13 protein-coding genes are annotated in these 17,194 nt (G+C 72.8%); 11 read left to right on the plus strand and 2 right to left on the minus strand.

Translation table 11 applies throughout. The features are described from left to right. Nucleotides 1–27 precede the first annotated feature (27 nt). The 3 genes from B056_RS0118180 to B056_RS0118195 all read left to right on the plus strand — a co-directional run bounded on the left by B056_RS0118180 (nt 28) and on the right by B056_RS0118195 (nt 3,946). A complete protein-coding gene (locus B056_RS0118180) occupies nt 28–1,314 on the plus strand; it encodes a peptidase M50 (protein ID WP_018503293.1) in 1,287 nt (428 codons plus the stop codon). A 212-nt stretch (nt 1,315–1,526) separates the two neighbouring features. Beyond that, nucleotides 1,527–2,582 (plus strand): TerC family protein, encoded by a 1,056-nt coding sequence (locus B056_RS0118190; protein ID WP_035751925.1) that lies wholly within the window; start codon nt 1,527–1,529, stop codon nt 2,580–2,582. Between the two features lie 299 nt (nt 2,583–2,881). Then, nucleotides 2,882–3,946 carry a glycosyltransferase family 2 protein gene (locus B056_RS0118195; RefSeq protein ID WP_026239842.1) on the plus strand — a complete coding sequence of 355 codons (1,065 nt, stop codon included), beginning with the start codon at nt 2,882–2,884 and terminating at the stop codon, nt 3,944–3,946. 12 nt (nt 3,947–3,958) lie between these two features. Here the strand turns inward: B056_RS0118195 and B056_RS0118200 are convergent, their stop codons facing one another. Then, the gene (locus tag B056_RS0118200; protein WP_018503296.1) at nt 3,959–4,627 is read right to left on the minus strand and encodes an MBL fold metallo-hydrolase; all 669 of its coding nucleotides are present in this window, start codon (nt 4,625–4,627) and stop codon (nt 3,959–3,961) included. Between the two features lie 316 nt (nt 4,628–4,943). On the opposite strand from B056_RS0118200, the gene uvrA reads away from it, so the two are divergent. Further along, complete coding sequence (gene uvrA, locus B056_RS0118205) at nt 4,944–7,841, plus strand: excinuclease ABC subunit UvrA (RefSeq protein WP_018503297.1); 2,898 nt, start codon at nt 4,944–4,946, stop codon at nt 7,839–7,841. Nucleotides 7,842–7,890: 49 nt separating this feature from the next. Here the strand turns inward: uvrA and B056_RS0118210 are convergent, their stop codons facing one another. Beyond that, complete coding sequence (locus B056_RS0118210) at nt 7,891–8,310, minus strand: SsgA family sporulation/cell division regulator (protein WP_018503298.1); 420 nt, start codon at nt 8,308–8,310, stop codon at nt 7,891–7,893. Nucleotides 8,311–8,714: 404 nt separating this feature from the next. On the opposite strand from B056_RS0118210, the gene uvrC reads away from it, so the two are divergent. The 7 genes from uvrC to tpiA all read left to right on the plus strand — a co-directional run bounded on the left by uvrC (nt 8,715) and on the right by tpiA (nt 17,165). Beyond that, nucleotides 8,715–10,790 carry an excinuclease ABC subunit UvrC gene (gene uvrC / locus B056_RS0118215; protein WP_018503299.1) on the plus strand — a complete coding sequence of 692 codons (2,076 nt, stop codon included), beginning with the start codon at nt 8,715–8,717 and terminating at the stop codon, nt 10,788–10,790. Next, nucleotides 10,787–11,656: an RNase adapter RapZ gene (gene rapZ, locus B056_RS0118220; protein WP_018503300.1), complete on the plus strand. Its 870-nt coding sequence runs from the start codon at nt 10,787–10,789 to the stop codon at nt 11,654–11,656. Before uvrC ends, rapZ begins: the two co-directional genes overlap by 4 nt. Next, nucleotides 11,653–12,804, plus strand: coding sequence for a gluconeogenesis factor YvcK family protein (locus tag B056_RS0118225; protein WP_018503301.1), 1,152 nt, complete (start codon nt 11,653–11,655; stop codon nt 12,802–12,804). The genes rapZ and B056_RS0118225 overlap by 4 nt, the downstream gene beginning before the upstream one ends. Beyond that, on the plus strand, nt 12,792–13,796 hold the full coding sequence (gene whiA, locus B056_RS0118230) for a DNA-binding protein WhiA (protein WP_195905924.1): 1,005 nt from the start codon (nt 12,792–12,794) through the stop codon (nt 13,794–13,796). The genes B056_RS0118225 and whiA overlap by 13 nt, the downstream gene beginning before the upstream one ends. Nucleotides 13,797–14,033: 237 nt before the next feature. Further along, a complete protein-coding gene (gene gap, locus B056_RS0118235; protein ID WP_026239843.1) occupies nt 14,034–15,041 on the plus strand; it encodes a type I glyceraldehyde-3-phosphate dehydrogenase in 1,008 nt (335 codons plus the stop codon). A 54-nt stretch (nt 15,042–15,095) separates the two neighbouring features. After that, a complete protein-coding gene (locus tag B056_RS0118240; protein WP_018503304.1) occupies nt 15,096–16,298 on the plus strand; it encodes a phosphoglycerate kinase in 1,203 nt (400 codons plus the stop codon). 54 nt (nt 16,299–16,352) lie between these two features. Continuing rightward, a complete protein-coding gene (tpiA, locus tag B056_RS0118245; RefSeq protein WP_018503305.1) occupies nt 16,353–17,165 on the plus strand; it encodes a triose-phosphate isomerase in 813 nt (270 codons plus the stop codon). Nucleotides 17,166–17,194 lie beyond the last annotated feature (29 nt).

Genomic DNA, 17,194 nt, shown 5'->3' on the forward strand with positions numbered 1-17,194 from the left:
GTGAAAGGCAAAGGATCTACCCGAGACATGTCCACGAAGGACGGCTCCCGCCCCACGGCGCTGCCGCCGATCGCGGTCCGCCCGGGCCTGTTCGTGTCCGTGGCGGTCGTGACGGTCGTGCTCGGCGCCCTCACTCTCCCCGCCACCGTGCCGAACCGCCCGGCCTTCGCCTACTTCAGCGGGGGCGTGCTCGGCGCGGGTCTGCTCGTCGCGATCCTGCTCGGGGCCGACCTGGCCCGTGCCGCCGCCGCGCGCCGGGCCGGGATCACGGTCACCGGGATCACCCTCGGCGCCTTCGGGAGCCGGCTGGGCCTCACCCCCGCACGTGGCCGCTCGGTCGACCGGGGCGGCGCCGGCCTGTCGAGCGGTGCCGGCCCGGCGAGCGGTGCCGGTGACCCCGGCACCCCGGTGACCGGTGACGCCCTCACCCCGGTGACCGGTGACGCGGTCGCCGACGCCGCGATCGCCCGCGCGGGCCTCATGGTGACGGCCCTGGCCGGGACGGTGCTGGTCGCCGTCGGCGCGCTCGCCCCCGGCGGAACGCTCGCCCTGGTCGGCGAACTGGCGCTCTGGGTCGGCACGTTCGCCCTGCTCGTCACCGTCGTCGACCTGCTGCCCGCGCCGCGCAGCGCCGGCGGGCGGATCCTCGCCGCCCGGGTGCTGCGCCGTACCGGTGACGAGGCGGCCGCGGGCGCGGCCGTGGCCCGCGCCGGGGTCATCACCGGGTGGACCCTGATCGTCTTCGGTGTGGCGGCCGTGTTCCTGGTCGGGCTGGTCGGCCTGTGGGCGATCCTCCTCGGCTGGCTCGCCCTCGGGACGTCCCGGCTCGCGCAGACGCAGGAACGCGCCTCTGCCGCGTTGCGGGGGGTCTTCGTCCGTGACGTGATGACGCCCGCCCCGGAGCCGCTGTCGTCCTGGAAGACAGTCGCCGCCGCGCTGGACGAGACCGTGCTGCCGTCCCGCGGCTCGGTGTTCGGGGTCCGGGACTTCGCCGGTCCGCTGGTCGGCGTCGCCCTGCTCCGTGATCTCGCCGCGGTACCCGCGGACGACCGCGGCCTGGCCCGGGTGTCCCGGGTGACCATCCCGCTGGACCGGGTCGCCACCGCCCGGCCGGAGGAGCCGCTCGCCGCGGTCGCGTCGCGGCTGGCCCGCCGGCCCGCCGCCGGTGTGATCGTCGTCGTCGCCGACGGCCCGGACGGCTGGCCCGTGATGGTGGGCACCGTGGGCCCGGGAGAACTGGCTCGGGCGCTGGAGACCACCCCGCTGCCCGGCCGGGTGGTCACCCCGGCCGGCTTCGGCCGCCGCCGCCGGTAGTCGCGCCGCCCGTACTGATCACACCGGCCAACCGCTCGTCCCGGTCGTCCCGCCCGGGCCTGACCGCCCGTCTTCTGAACCGGCTCTGGTCACGCTGCTGGCAACGGCGCCCGGCGGACCAGAGCACAGCACTCCCGGCCGGGGCCGTCGCGCCCCGGCCGGTGACCGCGGCCACCGGCCGCGACACCCTGTACCCACCCGAAGGAGATTCCGTGGATGTACCCGCCTGGGCCTGGGCCGCCTTCATCGGTGGCCTGCTCCTGTTGCTCGCCATCGACCTGCTCGCGCACCGCAGGGCGCACGTCATCGGCTTCAAGGAGGCCGCGTGGTGGAGCGTCGGCTGGGTGTCGCTGGGGGTGGCCTTCGCCTTCGTCATCTGGGCGTGGCAGGGCCCCGGCGCGGCCGGTGAGTACACGGCGGCCTACCTGCTCGAGAAGAGCCTCTCGGTCGACAACCTGTTCGTCTTCGCGCTGATCTTCTCGTACTTCAAGGTCCCGCGGGAGTACCAGCACCGCGTCCTGTTCTACGGCGTGCTGGGCGCCCTGGTGCTGCGCTTCCTGTTCATCGCGGCCGGCATCGCGCTGCTCGAGAACTTCAGTTTCGTGATCTACATCTTCGGTGCCTTCCTGCTGTACACGGCGTTCAAGATGGTCCGCGACGACGGCGTCGACCTGGATCCGGGGCAGAGCCGGGCCGTCCGGCTGCTGCGCCGGGTGGTCCCGGTGACGGATGACTACCAGGGGCAGCACTTCATCCTGCGGCGGGCCGGCAAGCTGATCGCCACCCCGCTGCTCGCCGTGCTGGTCGCGGTCGAGACCGCGGACGTCCTGTTCGCCTTCGACTCGGTGCCGGCGGCGCTCGGCGTGACGAACGAGACCTTCCTCGTCTACACCGCGAACGCGCTGGCGATCCTCGGGCTGCGATCGCTGTTCTTCCTCCTCTCCGGGCTGATGGAGAAGTTCCACCACCTGGCGACCGGGCTGGCCGTGATCCTCGCCTTCATCGGCGTGAAGATGCTGCTCACCGATGTCTGGCACATGCCGATCTGGCTGTCCCTCGTGGTGATCGCGGTGGTGCTGGCCGGGTCGATCGTCTGGTCGCTGGCGACGGAGCCGCCGGCCGCGGACGCGGACGACGGCCAGGACGACCACGGCCACGGCGGGGCCGGCGGGATCGGCGCCGGCGATCGTCCGGTGACCGGCGCGGACACCCGGGTCGACACCCGGGTCGACGCGCCGGCGGCCAACGTGGCGGACCCCGGACGTTAGTCGCCGGCGGCGGGGCGGGCCCGGTTCAGGCGGGCCCGGTCCGGGCCGGCCGGCGGGCTTCGCCCCGCGTCGCCGTGGGCGGGTCCGGGCCGGCCCGGCCTGGCCTGGTGGGGCCGCGGGCGGCTTCCGGACGGCGGGTCCGCCGGGCCGGCGAGAGCTGCTCATTATTAATACGAATTAATACTCGGCGACGCGCCGATTGTCCTGTGGGTGACACCGTGGCGCTCACGTTAGTGTTTTGTGGCAGCCGGGATCGTCCGGGTGTCCCAAATCCCTCTGTTTCTCGTCCAAGGCGGACTATGCATAACCTTTTGGCCGTTGTTGTCTCCTATGGTGGATCACCGCAGCTCCACTGTCTTCTGGCGACCCTGGCCGAGGTTTCCGGCTGCCGGGTCGCCCTGGTCGAGAACCGACCCGGCACGGTGCACGACGACCTGCCCGCGGACGTCGAGCTGTACGAGGGGCACGGGAACGTCGGCTACGGAACGGCGGTGAACATCGCCGTGCTCCGTGCGCTGCGGCCCGGGCCGGCCCGGGAGCCGGGGTCCGGGTCCCCACCCGAGTGGCTGCTCGTCGTGAACAGCGATGTGACCATGCCCGGCGGCACCCGGGACCTGCTTCCCGACGTCCTCGGGTCGATGCCCGCCGACGCGGACGTGGTGGGTTTCCCGGTGTGGGGCGACAACGGCGGCTCCGGCCGGAGCACGGCGGTGCTTCCCAACATCCGGACGAATGCGTACACGGCGGTGCGCGGTGAGGCCGCCGCGGTCGAACGCTGGCCCGAGCTCTGCTATCCCGTCGGGGCTTTCTTCGCGATTCGTACCCAGACTTTCCTGCGACTGGGCGGTTTCGACCCGTCCTACTGGATGTACTACGAGGAAACCGACCTGTTCGCCCGTCTGCGCGCCGCGGGTGGCCGTATCGCCTGGATCGACGACTGCTGCCATGTCACCCACATCGGCGGTGGGACGGTCGGCCGGGCCGGCCTGATGTACGCCGAACTCGGCCGCTCGGCCGCCATCTACGCGCGGCGCCACGGCGACACGCTCGGCCGGGGCTGGCTCGCCGTCCACATGGCGCAGCTCGTGGCGCTGGCGCTGCGCAAGCTCGCGACCGGCCGGGCCGACGACGCGTTGCGCGCCTCCCGGATCCTGTCCGGCCTGGTGACGGGTCTGGCCCAGCCGCGCTGGGAGCCCGCCACCCGGTCCCGCTGGCGGGCCGTTCCGGTCGGCACCCGCCATGACCTGGGCCGGCTGGACACCGCGGCGCCCGGGGCCGGCGCGCCCGGAGAGATACCGGCTCCCCGGGTGTCCCTCACGTCCCACCCGGACCGGTCGTCACAGGTGACCGCCGGGTACCGCTGACGGTCCGGCGCGTCACCAGCCGCGGGAGCGCCACTCGGCCAGGTGCGGGCGCTCGGCGCCGAGCGTGGTGTCCTTTCCGTGGCCCGGATAGATCCAGGTCCGGTCGGGCAGCGGACCGAACACCTTGGCCTCGAGGCCGTCCATCAGGGTGGCGAAGGCGGCGGCGTCCCCGAAGGTGTTCCCGGGGCCACCGGGGAACAGGCAGTCGCCGGTGAACAGGTGCGGGGCGGCGCCGTCCCGGTCGTAGAGCAGGGCCACCGACCCGGGCGTGTGCCCGACGAGGTGCACGACCCGCAGGGTGACCTCGCCCACGCGCACCTCGTCGCCGTCGACGACCGGGTCCGTCGTCGGGACCGGGATGGCGGGCACGTCGAGCGGGTGCGCCACGGTGCGCGCCCCGGTCGCGGCCACGACGTCCTCGAGCGCCTGGACGTGGTCACCGTGCCGGTGCGTCGTCACCACGGTCGCCAGCCCGCCGTCGCCGACGAGGCGCAGCAGAGTGTCGGTCTCGTTCGCCGCGTCGACGAGCAGCTGCTCGCCGGTCGCGGCGCAGCGCAGGAGATAGCAGTTGTTGTCGAAGGGGCCGACCGCCACCTTGGTGATCGTGAGGTCCGGAAGCTCGCGGGTGTCCGCCGGCCCGCCGACGGTGACCTCGCCCGTGTATCCGGCGCCGATGTTCATCACGGTTCTCCTCGATCTCTGTGTGGCCTGGTCCGCGCGGATCGTCCGGCCCCGGACCGCCGCGGTGGCGGCCCGGCGGCGTGGAGTGACCCACGGAGCGCGTCCATTCTGATCGGCGTGACCGCCGTGTGTCCTGGTCGGAACAACGATGTGGGCTGCGAGGTTCCCTCGCCGGAGCCGGGCCTGGCCGGTGCGGGCGCGTCGGCCCGGGCGTGTAGCGTCGGACGGGTTCGAACGCGCGTTTGATCCGGCGCCGCCGTGGCACCCATGCCCGGGCGCCACCCACACCCGACCGAAGACCACGAGGGACCTGACGATGGCTGACCGTCTTGTCGTCCGCGGAGCACGTGAGCACAACCTTCGTGACGTCGATCTCGACCTGCCCAGGGACGGCCTGGTCGTCTTCACCGGGCTGTCGGGCTCGGGCAAGTCGAGCCTCGCCTTCGACACGATCTTCGCGGAGGGGCAGCGCCGGTACGTCGAGTCGCTCTCGGCCTACGCCCGCCAGTTCCTCGGCCAGATGGACAAGCCGGACGTCGACTTCATCGAGGGCCTGTCACCGGCGGTCTCGATCGACCAGAAGTCCACCTCGCGCAACCCGCGCTCGACGGTGGGCACGATCACCGAGGTCTACGACTACCTGCGGCTGCTTTACGCGCGGGTCGGCCATCCACACTGCCCGAAGTGTGGCCGCCCGATCGCCCGGCAGACCCCGCAGCAGATCGTCGACCGCCTCCTCGAGCTCCCCGAGGGCACCCGCTTCCAGGTGCTGGCGCCGGTCGTGCGCGGTCGCAAGGGCGAGTACGCCGACCTCTTCGCCGAGCTGCAGAGCTCCGGCTTCGCCCGGGTCCGGGTGGACGGCACCGTCGTCGCGCTCACCGAGCGTCCCAAGCTCGAGAAACAGCGCAAGCACACGATCGAGGTCGTGGTCGACCGGCTCGCCGCGAAGGAGTCGGCCAAGCGCCGCCTCACCGACTCCATCGAGACGGCGCTCAAGCTCGGCAGCGGCCTGGTGCTGCTCGACTTCGTCGACCGCGACCCGGCCGACCCCGACCGCGAGCGGATGTACTCCGAGCATCTGGCCTGCATGTACGACGACCTCTCCTTCGAGGAGATGGAGCCGCGGTCGTTCTCGTTCAACTCGCCGTTCGGGGCCTGCCAGGAGTGCACCGGGCTGGGGACCCGCAAGGAGGTCGACCCCGACCTCGTCGTGCCCGACCCGACGCTCTCGCTCGCCGAGGGCGCGATCCAGCCGTGGGCCGGCGGGCACAACAAGGAGTACTTCGAGCGGCTGCTGACGGCGCTCAGCGAGGACCTCAGCTTCCGGATGGACACCCCGTGGGAGGGGCTGCCGGAACGCGCCCGCAAGGCGATCCTGCACGGCAGCGGCGAGACCGAGATCCACGTCGGCTACACGAACCGCTACGGCCGCAAGCGCTCCTACTACACGTCCTTCGAGGGCGTGATGGCCTTCCTGCGCCGCCGGCACTCGGACGCCGAGTCCGACACCAGCCGCGAGCGCTACGAGGGCTACATGCGTGACGTGCCCTGCCCGGCGTGCCGGGGCGCCCGGCTCAAACCGGAGTCGCTGGCCGTCACCCTCGGCGGCCGCTCCATCGCCGAGGTCTCCGGGATGTCGATCGGGGAGTGCGCGGGCTTCCTGCGTGAGGTCGAGCTCAACGAGCGGGAGCAGACCATCGCCGGGCGGGTTCTCAAGGAGATCGACGCCCGGCTCGCCTTCCTGCTGGACGTCGGCCTCGACTACCTGTCGCTGAACCGCTCCGCCGGCACGCTCGCCGGTGGGGAGGCCCAGCGCATCCGCCTCGCCACCCAGATCGGCTCGGGGCTGGTCGGCGTGCTCTACGTGCTCGACGAGCCGTCGATCGGCCTGCACCAGCGGGACAACCGCCGTCTCATCCAGACCCTCGTCCGGCTGCGCGACCTCGGCAACACGCTGATCGTCGTGGAACACGACGAGGACACGATCCGCGCCGCGGACTGGGTGGTGGACATCGGCCCCGGCGCCGGCGAGCACGGCGGTCGGGTGGTCGTCTCCGGCCCGGTCGAGGAGCTGCTGAGCAGCGAGGAGTCGATGACCGGCGCCTACCTCTCCGGCCGGCGGCAGATCCCGGTGCCCGACATCCGCCGCGCGCCGACGAAGTCGCGTTCGCTGACCGTGCACGGCGCCCGGGAGCACAACCTCCGGGACGTGACGGTGTCGTTCCCGCTCGGCTGCCTGGTGGCCGTCACCGGCGTCTCCGGCTCGGGCAAGTCGACACTGGTCAACGACATCCTCGCCAGCGTGCTCGCGAACCACCTCAACGGCGCCCGCGAGGTACCGGGCCGGCACCGCACGGTGTCCGGTCTCGAGCACCTCGACAAGGCGGTCCGGGTCGACCAGTCACCGATCGGCCGCACGCCCCGGTCCAACCCGGCGACCTACACCGGCGTGTTCGACCACATCCGCCGGCTGTTCGCGGAGACGACCGAGGCGAAGGTCCGCGGGTACCTGCCGGGCCGGTTCTCGTTCAACGTCAAGGGCGGCCGGTGCGAGGCCTGCTCCGGCGACGGCACCATCAAGATCGAGATGAACTTCCTGCCGGACGTCTACGTTCCGTGCGAGGTCTGCGCGGGCGCCCGGTACAACCGGGAGACGCTGGAGGTGCACTTCAAGGGCCGCAACATCGCCGAGGTGCTCGACATGCCGATCGAGGAGGCCGCGGAGTTCTTCGCGGCGGTCCCGGCGATCGCCCGGCACCTGCGCACGCTCAACGACGTCGGGCTCGGCTACGTCCGGCTCGGCCAGTCGGCGCCCACCCTCTCCGGCGGAGAGGCGCAGCGGGTGAAGCTCGCCTCGGAGCTGCAGCGACGCTCCACCGGGCGGACCGTCTACGTGCTGGACGAGCCCACCACCGGCCTGCACTTCGAGGACATCCGCAAACTGCTCGGCGTGCTCGGCCGGCTTGTCGACGCCGGCAACACGGTGATCGTCATCGAGCACAACCTCGACGTCATCAAGACCGCCGACTGGATCGTCGACATGGGCCCGGAGGGCGGGAGCGGCGGCGGCCGGGTGGTCGCCGAGGGTGCTCCCGAGACCATCGCCGCGGTGCCCGAGAGCCACACCGGGGCGTTCCTGCGGGAGATCCTCGGTGACAAGGTCGACGCCCGTCCGAAGTCACGGCCGAGGCTCGCCGGCGCGGCGTCGCTGTGACGACGGGCGGGCGGGCCGCCGCCGCGCGGCCCGGTCAGGCCCGCGGGAGTCAGGTCTGGAGCAGGTCGTCGAGAACGGCGTCCAGCGCGACCTCGGGGTGCTCCTCGCCGGCGGGCACGACCCGCTCGGTGCGCTCGAGGAAGCGGCGGACGGGGGCGGCGTCCAGCACGACGACCGAGCGGCGCTCGCCGTCGGCGAGTTCGAGGCGGATGCCGCCCCGGGTCGGCTCGGGCGTGATGCGGACATCGCCGTCGCCGACGGGTGTCGGGCCGTCCAGACCGGCCCGTAGCGCGTCCCGGGGAGCCACCCAGTGCCCCTGCGGGAGCGCGGGATGATCCGGCCGGGAGACGAGTACGAGGGCGACCGCCAGCGGGTCACAGCTACGCCAGGTGATCTGCAGGACGGTGATCCTCCCGCGGCCGGGGGCGTTGTCAACGACGAACTCCGTCGTGACGTCCTCCACCTGCACGCGTCGGCTCCCTCGGCCCGATCTCCCCGGTTCAACTGCCTCGCCGGTTTACACCGTCGCAGCAGTTCGCTCGCGGCGCCACCCGAGTGGACGCGCTTCAGCATACGGCGACCAGGCGCTGACCGAGGGCGGACGGGAGATCGGCCCGCCGACAGATTGGCCACACGGCGCCGTCCGGGCCCTGGCGACGGCCCTTCGGTGGGTGCCTGGTCGCCCGGACGGGCCGGTCGGCGAGCCTTCCGGGCGGGCGCCGCGGGCCGCCGGGTGCGCCACGGGCGCGGTGCCTGCGCCCGGCCGGAATCCGGGAACGACGGGGGCCCTCGACAGCATGGAAGCTCAGCGTGATGAAATGGCTACGTGCAGGAACTGCTCAGGTCGGATGATGGTCGCCGTAGGCTCGGCTCATGGCTGATCCGGCGACCTACCGGCCCCCGCCGGGCTCGATCCCCGAGACCCCGGGCGTGTATCGCTTCCGCGACGAACATGGCCGGGTCATTTACGTGGGCAAGGCCAAGAGTCTGCGGGCCCGGCTGGCCAACTACTTCGCCGACATCCACACGCTGCATCCCCGGACCCAGCACATGGTCACCACGGCCGGCTCGGTGGAGTGGACGGTGGTGTCCACCGAGGTCGAGGCGCTCCAGCTCGAGTACACCTGGATCAAGGAGTTCGATCCGCGTTTCAACGTCCGCTACCGCGATGACAAGAGCTACCCGAGTCTCGCGGTGACACTGTCCGAGGAGTTCCCGCGGCTCCAGGTGATGCGTGGACCCAAGCGGCGCGGCGTGCGCTACTTCGGCCCCTACGCGCACGCCTGGGCCATCAGGGAGACCCTGGACCTGCTGCTGCGGGTCTTCCCCGCGCGTACCTGCAGCTCCGGGGTCTTCAAGCGGGCCGGCCAGGTGGGCCGCCCCTGCCTGCTCGGGTACATCGACCGCTGCTCGGCCCCCTGCGTGGGGCGGGTCGACGCCGACGCGCACCGCCAGATCGTCGACGACTTCTGCGACTTCATGTCCGGCCAGACCGGCCGCTACCTGCGCCGCCTCGAGCGGGAGATGCGGGACGCGGCGCAGGCACAGGAGTACGAGCGCGCCGCGCGGTTGCGCGACGACATCGGGGCGCTGCGCCGCGCGGTGGAGAAGCAGGCCGTCGTCCTGCCCGACGGCACCGACGCCGACGTGATCGCGTTCGCCCAGGACGAGCTGGAGGCCGCGGTCCAGGTCTTCTACGTACGTGGCGGCCGGGTCCGCGGCCAGCGGGGCTGGGTCGTCGACAAGCTGGAGGACGTCACCACCGCCGACCTCGTCGAGCAGTTCCTGACCCAGGAGTACCTCGACGGCGTCCGCCCGGCCGGCACCGTCGATCCGGCGCCGGCCGGGCAGGTCCCCCGCGAGATCCTCGTGCCCGAGCTGCCGCCGGACACCGAGGCCGTCGCCGAGCTGCTCACGCGGGCCCGCGGGGCCCGCGTCGACCTGCGCGTCCCCCGCCGCGGCGACAAACGCACCCTGATGGAGACCGTCGAACGCAACGCCAAGCAGGCGTTCACGCTGCACCGGACGAAGCGCGCCGGCGACCTCACCGCCCGCAGTCGCGCGCTGGCCGATCTCCAGGAGGCGCTCGAACTGCCCGACGCCCCGCTGCGGATCGAGTGCTTCGACGTGTCGAACACCCAGGGCACCGACGTCGTGGCCAGCATGGTGGTCTTCGAGGACGGCCTGCCCCGCAAGTCGGAGTACCGCAGGTTCGCCATCCGCGGGGTCGACGGGCAGGACGACGTGGCGAGCATGCGCGAGACCGTCCACCGGCGCTTCTCCCGCTACCTGGCGGAACGGGCCCGCACCGGCGAGCTGGAGGGATACCCGGACGCCCCCGCCGGCGCCGACTCGGCGCCCGGGGCGGAACCGCCCCCGCTCGGCCGGGATCCGGAGACCGGCCGGCCCCGGAAGTTCGCCTACCCGCCCAACCTCGTCGTCGTCGACGGCGGCCCGCCGCAGGTCGCCGCGGCCGCGCGGGCGCTCGACGAGCTCGGTGTCGAGGCCGGGCCGGGCGGGGTGGCGCTGTGCGGGCTGGCCAAGCGCCTGGAGGAGGTCTGGCTGCCCGACCAGGACGAGCCGGTGATCCTCCCGCGGACGAGCGAGGCCCTCTACCTGCTGCAGCGGGTGCGGGACGAGGCGCACCGGTTCGCGATCACCTACCACCGGCAGAAGCGGTCGACGTCGATGGTCGCCTCGGCGCTCGACGACGTCCCGGGGCTCGGGGAGACCCGGCGCAAGGCGCTGCTGCGGCACTTCGGCTCGGTGTCGAAGGTGCGCGCCGCGGGCGCGGTGGAGATCGCGCAGGTGCCGGGCATCGGCCCGCGCACGGCGGAGGCGATCGTCGCCGCCCTGGCCCGATCGGCCCCGGGCACCGACGCGGCGCCGGCACCCGCCGTCGACCCACTGACCGGTGAGATCATCGACTCGGCGGAGGTGACCCGGTGACAGCGGCGACGCTCGACCTCGCGATCATCACAGGGCTGTCCGGTGCCGGCCGCAGCACGGCGGCGAAGTGTCTGGAGGACCTCGGCTGGTTCGTCGTCGACAACCTGCCCCCGGCGCTGCTGTCGACGATGGCCGAGCTGGGGCACCGTTCCGGCGGGGCGGTGAGCCGGATCGCGGTCGTCGTCGACGTGCGCGGGCGGGCGTTCTTCTCCGACCTGCGCGCGGCGGTGGAGGCCCTGGACTCGCGCGGCATGCACCCGCGGATGCTCTTCCTGGAGGCCTCCGACGACGCGCTGGTCCGCCGCTTCGACCATGTCCGCCGCCCGCACCCGCTGCAGGGCGACGAGCGGGTCGTGGACGGCATCAACCGGGAGCGCACGCTGCTCGCGGAGCTGCGCGGCGAGGCCGACCTCGTCCTCGACACGACCGACCTCAACGTGCACGAGCTGCGCGCCAAGATCGACGCCGCGTTCGGCCAGCCGCGCGCCAACCGGCTCAACGCCACCGTGATCTCGTTCGGTTACAAGTACGGCCTGCCGCTGGACGCCGACCTCGTCGCCGACTGCCGGTTCCTGCCCAACCCGCACTGGGTCGAGGCGCTGCGCCCCTATACCGGGCGGGACCCGCAGGTCCGCGACTACGTTCTCGCGCAGCCCGGCGCCACGGAGTTCGTCGACCAGTACACGGCACTGCTGCGCCTGGTCGGCGAGGGATACGTGCGGGAGGGCAAGCGGTACCTGACCCTGGCGGTGGGCTGCACCGGGGGCAAGCACCGCAGCGTCGCCGTCGCCGAGCAGCTCGGGGCCCGGCTCGCGGCCGACGGTGTCGGCGTCCGGGTCGTGCACCGGGATCTGGGCCGCGAATGACCGCCGACGCTCCCGCGATCGCCGCGTTCGGCGGCGGGCACGGCCTGGCTGCCTCGCTGGCCGCGCTGCGCCGGATCACCCGGCACCTGACCGCGGTGGTCACCGTCGGGGACGACGGTGGGTCGTCGGGCCGGCTGCGCGCCGAGCTCGGCGCCCTGCCCATGGGCGACCTGCGGATGGCCCTGGCCGCGCTGGCCGGCGCCGACGAGTGGTCCCAGACGTGGGCCGACCTCTTCCAGCACCGGTTCGGCGGTGGCGGGGAGCTCGCCGGCCACGCGGTCGGCAACCTGGTGCTGACCGCGCTGGCGGAGCGCGCGGGCTCCCCGGTGGCCGCGCTCGACCTGGCCGCGTCGCTGCTCGGCGTGGCCGGCCGGGTGCTGCCGCTGTCGTGCGCCGGCATCGACATCGTCGCGGACGTGACGGGCCTCTACCCGGACCGGGCCGGGCAGACCGCGGAGATCCGCGGCCAGGCGGCCGTCGCGACGACCCCCGGCCGGGTGGCCGGGGTGCGCCTGGCCCCCGCGGAGCCGGCGGCCTGCGGTGCCGCGGTGGCGGCGGCCGCCACCGCGGACTGGATCGTCCTCGGCCCGGGCTCGCTCTACACCAGCGTGCTGCCGCACCTGCTCGTGCCCGACATGCGGGCGGCGATCACAGGCGCCGACGCCCGTCGGGTTATGGTGCTCAACCTCGTGGCGCAGCCGGGAGAGACCGCCGGCTACACCCCCGAGGCCCATCTGCACGCCCTGGCCACCCACGTCCCGGGGCTGCGCCTCGACGTGGTGATCGCGGACCCGGCCGCGGTCGGCGACCCGGACCCGCTGGCCCACGCGGCCGCGGACCTGGGCGCCCGGCTCCACCTCGCACCCGTGCGGGTTCCCGGTGAACCCGCGCTGCACGACCCCGAACGTCTCGCGGCCGCGTTCCGCGCCGTCTTCGCACAGGACGGCGTCGTACAGGACGGCGTCGCCGCGGACGGTTCCGCGCGGGGCGGCGCCGTGACGGTGCCGTCGGCGGCCCGTCCGATGGACGGCCAGCGGGCCTGGCCGGGCCGGCAGCCGGGAGCGGCCTGTGCCGATCCCTCGGGTGTCGGGTGCTCATCCACCGGTGGCTCCGGCCACCGGATCCCCTCCGGTGAATGCAAGGAGTGATCGGTGTGGCGGCGATGACGGCCACCGTCAAGGATGAACTGAGCAGGCTGCGAGTGGCCAAGCCCTGTTGCCGGCGGGCCGAGATGGCGGCGATGCTGCGGTTCGCCGGCGGCCTGCACATCGTCGGCGGCCGCATCGTGGTGGAGGCCGAGCTCGACACCGGCGCCACCGCGCGTCGGCTGCGGCGTGAGATCGCCGAGGTCTTCGGCTTCCCGTCGTCGGTGGCCGTGCTCGCGGCCGGCGGCCTGCGGCGCTCGGTGCGCTACATCGTCCGCGTCGAGCGGGACGGCGAACAGCTCGCCCGGTCGACGGGCCTGCTCGACCAGCGCGGCCGGCCGGTGCGCGGACTGCCGCCGCAGGTGGTGACCGGTTCGGCGTGCGACGCGGCGGCGGCCTGGCGGGGCGCGTTCCTCGCGCACGGCTCGCTGACCGAGCCCGGCCGGTCCTGCTCGATGGAGGTAACCTCGCCCGGCCCGGAGGCGGCGCTGGCACTTGTCGGCGCCGCCCGGCGGATGGGCGTGCAGGCCAAGAGCCGGGACGTCCGCGGCGTCGACCGCGTGGTCGTCCGGGACGGCGACGCCATCGGCGCGCTGCTGACCAAGATCGGCGCGCATGACAGCCTGATGGCCTGGGAGGAGCGGCGGATGCGCCGCGAGGTCCGGGCCACGGCGAACCGGCTGGCGAACTTCGACGACGCGAACCTGCGCCGTTCGGCGCGCGCCGCGGTGGCCGCCGGGGCGCGGGTGCAGGCCGCGATGCGCATCCTCGGGGACGATGCCCCCGAGCACCTGCTCGCGGCCGGTCGCCTGCGCCTCGAGCACGCGCAGGCGTCGCTGGAGGAGCTCGGCGCGCTCGCGGACCCGCCGCTCACCAAGGACGCCGTCGCCGGGCGGATCCGCCGGCTCCTCGCGCTGGCGGACAAGCGGGCCAACGCGCTGGGCATCCCCAACACCGAGGCGAGCGTGTCGCCGGAGCTCTTCGAGAACGCCTGAGCGCGCAATCGGCACCACGGACGGAGCACAACGGGAGACCGGCCACGGGGCGTGCCCGCGCAAGCCCATGGGATAGGGTGATTGTCGAAACGGCGTGGCATTCAACCAAATGCCGAGGGTGCCGGGTTGCTCGATGTGAGGAGACCGACATGGATCGGTTCGGATTCCCGCCGATGATGTCCCGACTCGCTAGGCTCCTGACACACGACGGCACACGAGCATAGGGGAGTCCTGGACGTGGCTACGCGGGTGGGTGTCAACGGCTTCGGGCGAATCGGTCGTAACTTCTGGCGGGCGCTCGCAGCCAGCCGGCGTAGCGATCTGGAGATCGTCGCCGTCAACGACCTGACGGACAACAAGACGCTCGCGCACCTGCTGAAGTACGACACGACCCTGGGTACGCTGCCCGCGTCGGTCTCCGTCGGCGAGGACGGCATCCGTGTCGGCGACAGCACGATCAAGGTGCTCGCGGAGCGTGACCCGGCCGCCCTGCCCTGGGCTGACCTGGGCGTCGACGTGGTGATCGAGTCGACCGGCCGCTTCACCACGGCCGAGACGGCCGGCAAGCACCTGACCGCCGGGGCCAAGAAGGTCATCATCTCCGCGCCGGCCAAGGGCGAGGACCTCACGGTCGTCATGGGCGTGAACGACGACGTCTACGACCCGGCTAAGCACCATATCCTCTCGAACGCGTCCTGCACGACGAACTGTGTGGCGCCATTGGCGAAGGTTCTCGACGAGGCGTTCGGTATCGAGCGTGGTCTGATGACCACGATCCACGCTTACACCAATGACCAGGTCATCCTTGACTTCCCGCATTCCGATCTGCGTCGGGCGCGGGCGGCGGCCCAGAACATCATTCCCACCACCACCGGTGCCGCGAAGGCGACCTCGCTCGTGCTTCCGCATCTCAAGGGCAAGCTCGACGGCATCGCGATGCGCGTTCCGGTGCTCGACGGCTCGGTCACCGACCTTGTCGTGAACCTGGCCCGTCCCGCCTCGAAGGACGAGATCAACGCCGCGTACAAGGCGGCGGCGGAGGGCCCGCTGAAGGGCTACCTCGTCTACACGGAGGACCCGATCGTGTCCTCCGACATCGTGGGCACGCCGGCGTCGTGCACCTTCGACTCGCTGCTCACGATGTCCAGCGGCTCCCAGGTGAAGGTCGTCGGCTGGTACGACAACGAGTGGGGTTACTCCAACCGGCTCGTCGACCTGACCGGGCTCGTCGCCGCCCGGATCTGACACCGGCGAACCGGCCGGTCCATCGCACCTTCGCCCACCCCGGAGCAGCCCAGCGTGAGGACGATCGACGACCTGCAGGTCACCGGTCACCGCGTACTCGTCCGCAGTGATCTCAACGTGCCCCTGGACCATTCCGGGGGCGCGCCACGCATCACCGACGACGGACGGGTGCGCGCGAGCGTGCCGACCATCCAGGCCCTGCTGGACCGGAACGCGAAGGTGATCGTCTCCTCCCATCTGGGGCGGCCCAAGGGGGCCCCGGAGGAGAAGTACTCCCTCGCCCCGGTCGCCGAGCGGCTCGCCGAGCTGCTCGGCACCCCGGTGGCGTTCGCCGGGGACGGCAGCGGCGACATCGCCGGTGACCGGGCCCGGGAGGTCGTCGGGCAGCTCGCCGAGGGCCAGGTGGCCCTGCTGGAGAACCTGCGCTTCCACCCGGGCGAGACCAGCAAGGACACGGTGGCCCGCGCGGCGTTCGCCGACGAGCTCTCGGCGCTCGCCGAGTTCTACGTCGGCGACGCGTTCGGCGCGGTGCACCGGGCCCACGCGAGCGTGTCGGAGGTGCCCAAGCGCCTCCCGCACGCCGCCGGCCGGCTCGTGCTGGCGGAGCTGGAGGTGCTGCGGGCGCTGACCGCGGCGCCGGCCCGGCCGTACGCCGTCGTGCTCGGCGGGTCGAAGGTGTCGGACAAGCTCGGCGTCATCCGGGCCCTGCTGCCGAAGGTGGACGCGCTCCTCGTCGGCGGCGGCATGTGCTTCACCTTCCTGGCGGCTCTCGGCCACCCGGTCGGTGCCTCGCTCCTGGAGAGCGAGATGATCGACACCTGCAAGGACCTGCTGGCCGAGGCCGGTGACCGGCTCGTGCTACCCACCGACGTGGTGGTCGCCGACCGGTTCGCCGCCGACGCGGCGACCGCCGTCGTCGCCGCCGACGCGATCCCGGACGGCTGGCTCGGCCTCGACATCGGGCCGGCGTCCACCGCCGCGTTCGCGGGCGTGGTCGCCGTCGCGGCGACGATCTTCTGGAACGGCCCGATGGGCGTGTTCGAGTTCGCCCCGTTCGCGGCGGGCACCCGCGGGGTCGCCGAGGCGGTCGCGGCCGGCGGCGGCTTCTCGGTCGTCGGCGGCGGCGACTCGGCCGCCGCGGTGCGCACCCTCGGCATCCCGGAGAACGACTTCAGCCACATCTCCACCGGAGGTGGCGCCAGCCTGGAGTACCTGGAGGGCAAGGCCCTCCCGGGGCTCACCGCGCTCGGCGGCTGACCGGCACAGAATTCACCCGACGACAGAATTCACCCGACGAAGGGAAGCAGGGACGTGGCGAAGGGGGCACCCGCCCGCGGGCCGGCTGGAACCGGCCGGCGGACGCTGGTCGCCGGCAACTGGAAGATGAACCTCAACCACCTCGAGGCCATCGCGCTGGTGCAGAAGGTCGCCTTCGACCTCAAGCCGGCCGAGCTCGAGCGGGTCGAGGTCGTCTTCCTGCCGCCGTTCACCGACCTGCGCAGCGTCCAGACGCTGATCGACGGCGACAAGCTCGCCGTCGGCTACGGCGGCCAGGATCTCTCCCCGCACGGCTCGGGCGCCTACACCGGCGACATCAGCGGGCCGATGCTGGCCAGGCTCGGCTGCTCGTATGTCGTCGTCGGGCACTCCGAGCGGCGTACGTACCACCACGAGGACGACAAGCTGGTCGCCTCGAAGGTGCAGGCGGCCTACAAGCACGGCATCACGCCGATCCTGTGCGTCGGCGAGCACGAGGACATCCGCGCCGCCGGAACCCACGTCGAGCACGTCCTGGCCCAGCTCGAGGGCTCGCTGGCCGGTGTGAGCGCGGAGCAGGCGACCACCCTCGTCGTCGCCTACGAGCCGGTCTGGGCGATCGGTACCGGGCGCACCGCCTCCGCCCAGGACGCGCAGGACATGTGCGCCGCCGTCCGCGGCCAGCTCACGAAGCTGTTCGGTGAGCCGATCGCGGCCGGCATCCGGGTCCTCTACGGCGGTTCGGTGAAGGCCGCGAACGCGGCCGAGCTGTTCACCATGCCCGACGTGGACGGCGGCCTGGTGGGTGGCGCGAGCCTGGTCGCCGAGGAGTTCGTCGGCATCATCCGCAGCGGCCCGGCGGCGTAGCGAGGCGGGCCGCGCGCGCATGAGCCGTC

Source organism: Parafrankia discariae, assembly GCF_000373365.1.
GTDB lineage: Bacteria > Actinomycetota > Actinomycetes > Frankiales > Frankiaceae > Parafrankia > Parafrankia discariae.

Excerpts from the sequence above, each read along its gene's own strand:
- B056_RS0118180 (WP_018503293.1), top strand. The coding sequence starts at position 28 with ATGTCCACGAAGGACGGCTCCCGCCCCACGGCGCTGCCGCCGATCGCG.
- B056_RS0118195 (WP_026239842.1), top strand. The coding sequence starts at position 2,882 with ATGCATAACCTTTTGGCCGTTGTTGTCTCCTATGGTGGATCACCGCAG.
- B056_RS0118200 (WP_018503296.1), bottom strand. The coding sequence starts at position 4,627 with ATGAACATCGGCGCCGGATACACGGGCGAGGTCACCGTCGGCGGGCCG.
- uvrA (WP_018503297.1), top strand. The coding sequence starts at position 4,944 with ATGGCTGACCGTCTTGTCGTCCGCGGAGCACGTGAGCACAACCTTCGT.
- uvrC (WP_018503299.1), top strand. The coding sequence starts at position 8,715 with ATGGCTGATCCGGCGACCTACCGGCCCCCGCCGGGCTCGATCCCCGAG.
- B056_RS0118225 (WP_018503301.1), top strand. The coding sequence starts at position 11,653 with ATGACCGCCGACGCTCCCGCGATCGCCGCGTTCGGCGGCGGGCACGGC.
- whiA (WP_195905924.1), top strand. The coding sequence starts at position 12,792 with ATGCAAGGAGTGATCGGTGTGGCGGCGATGACGGCCACCGTCAAGGAT.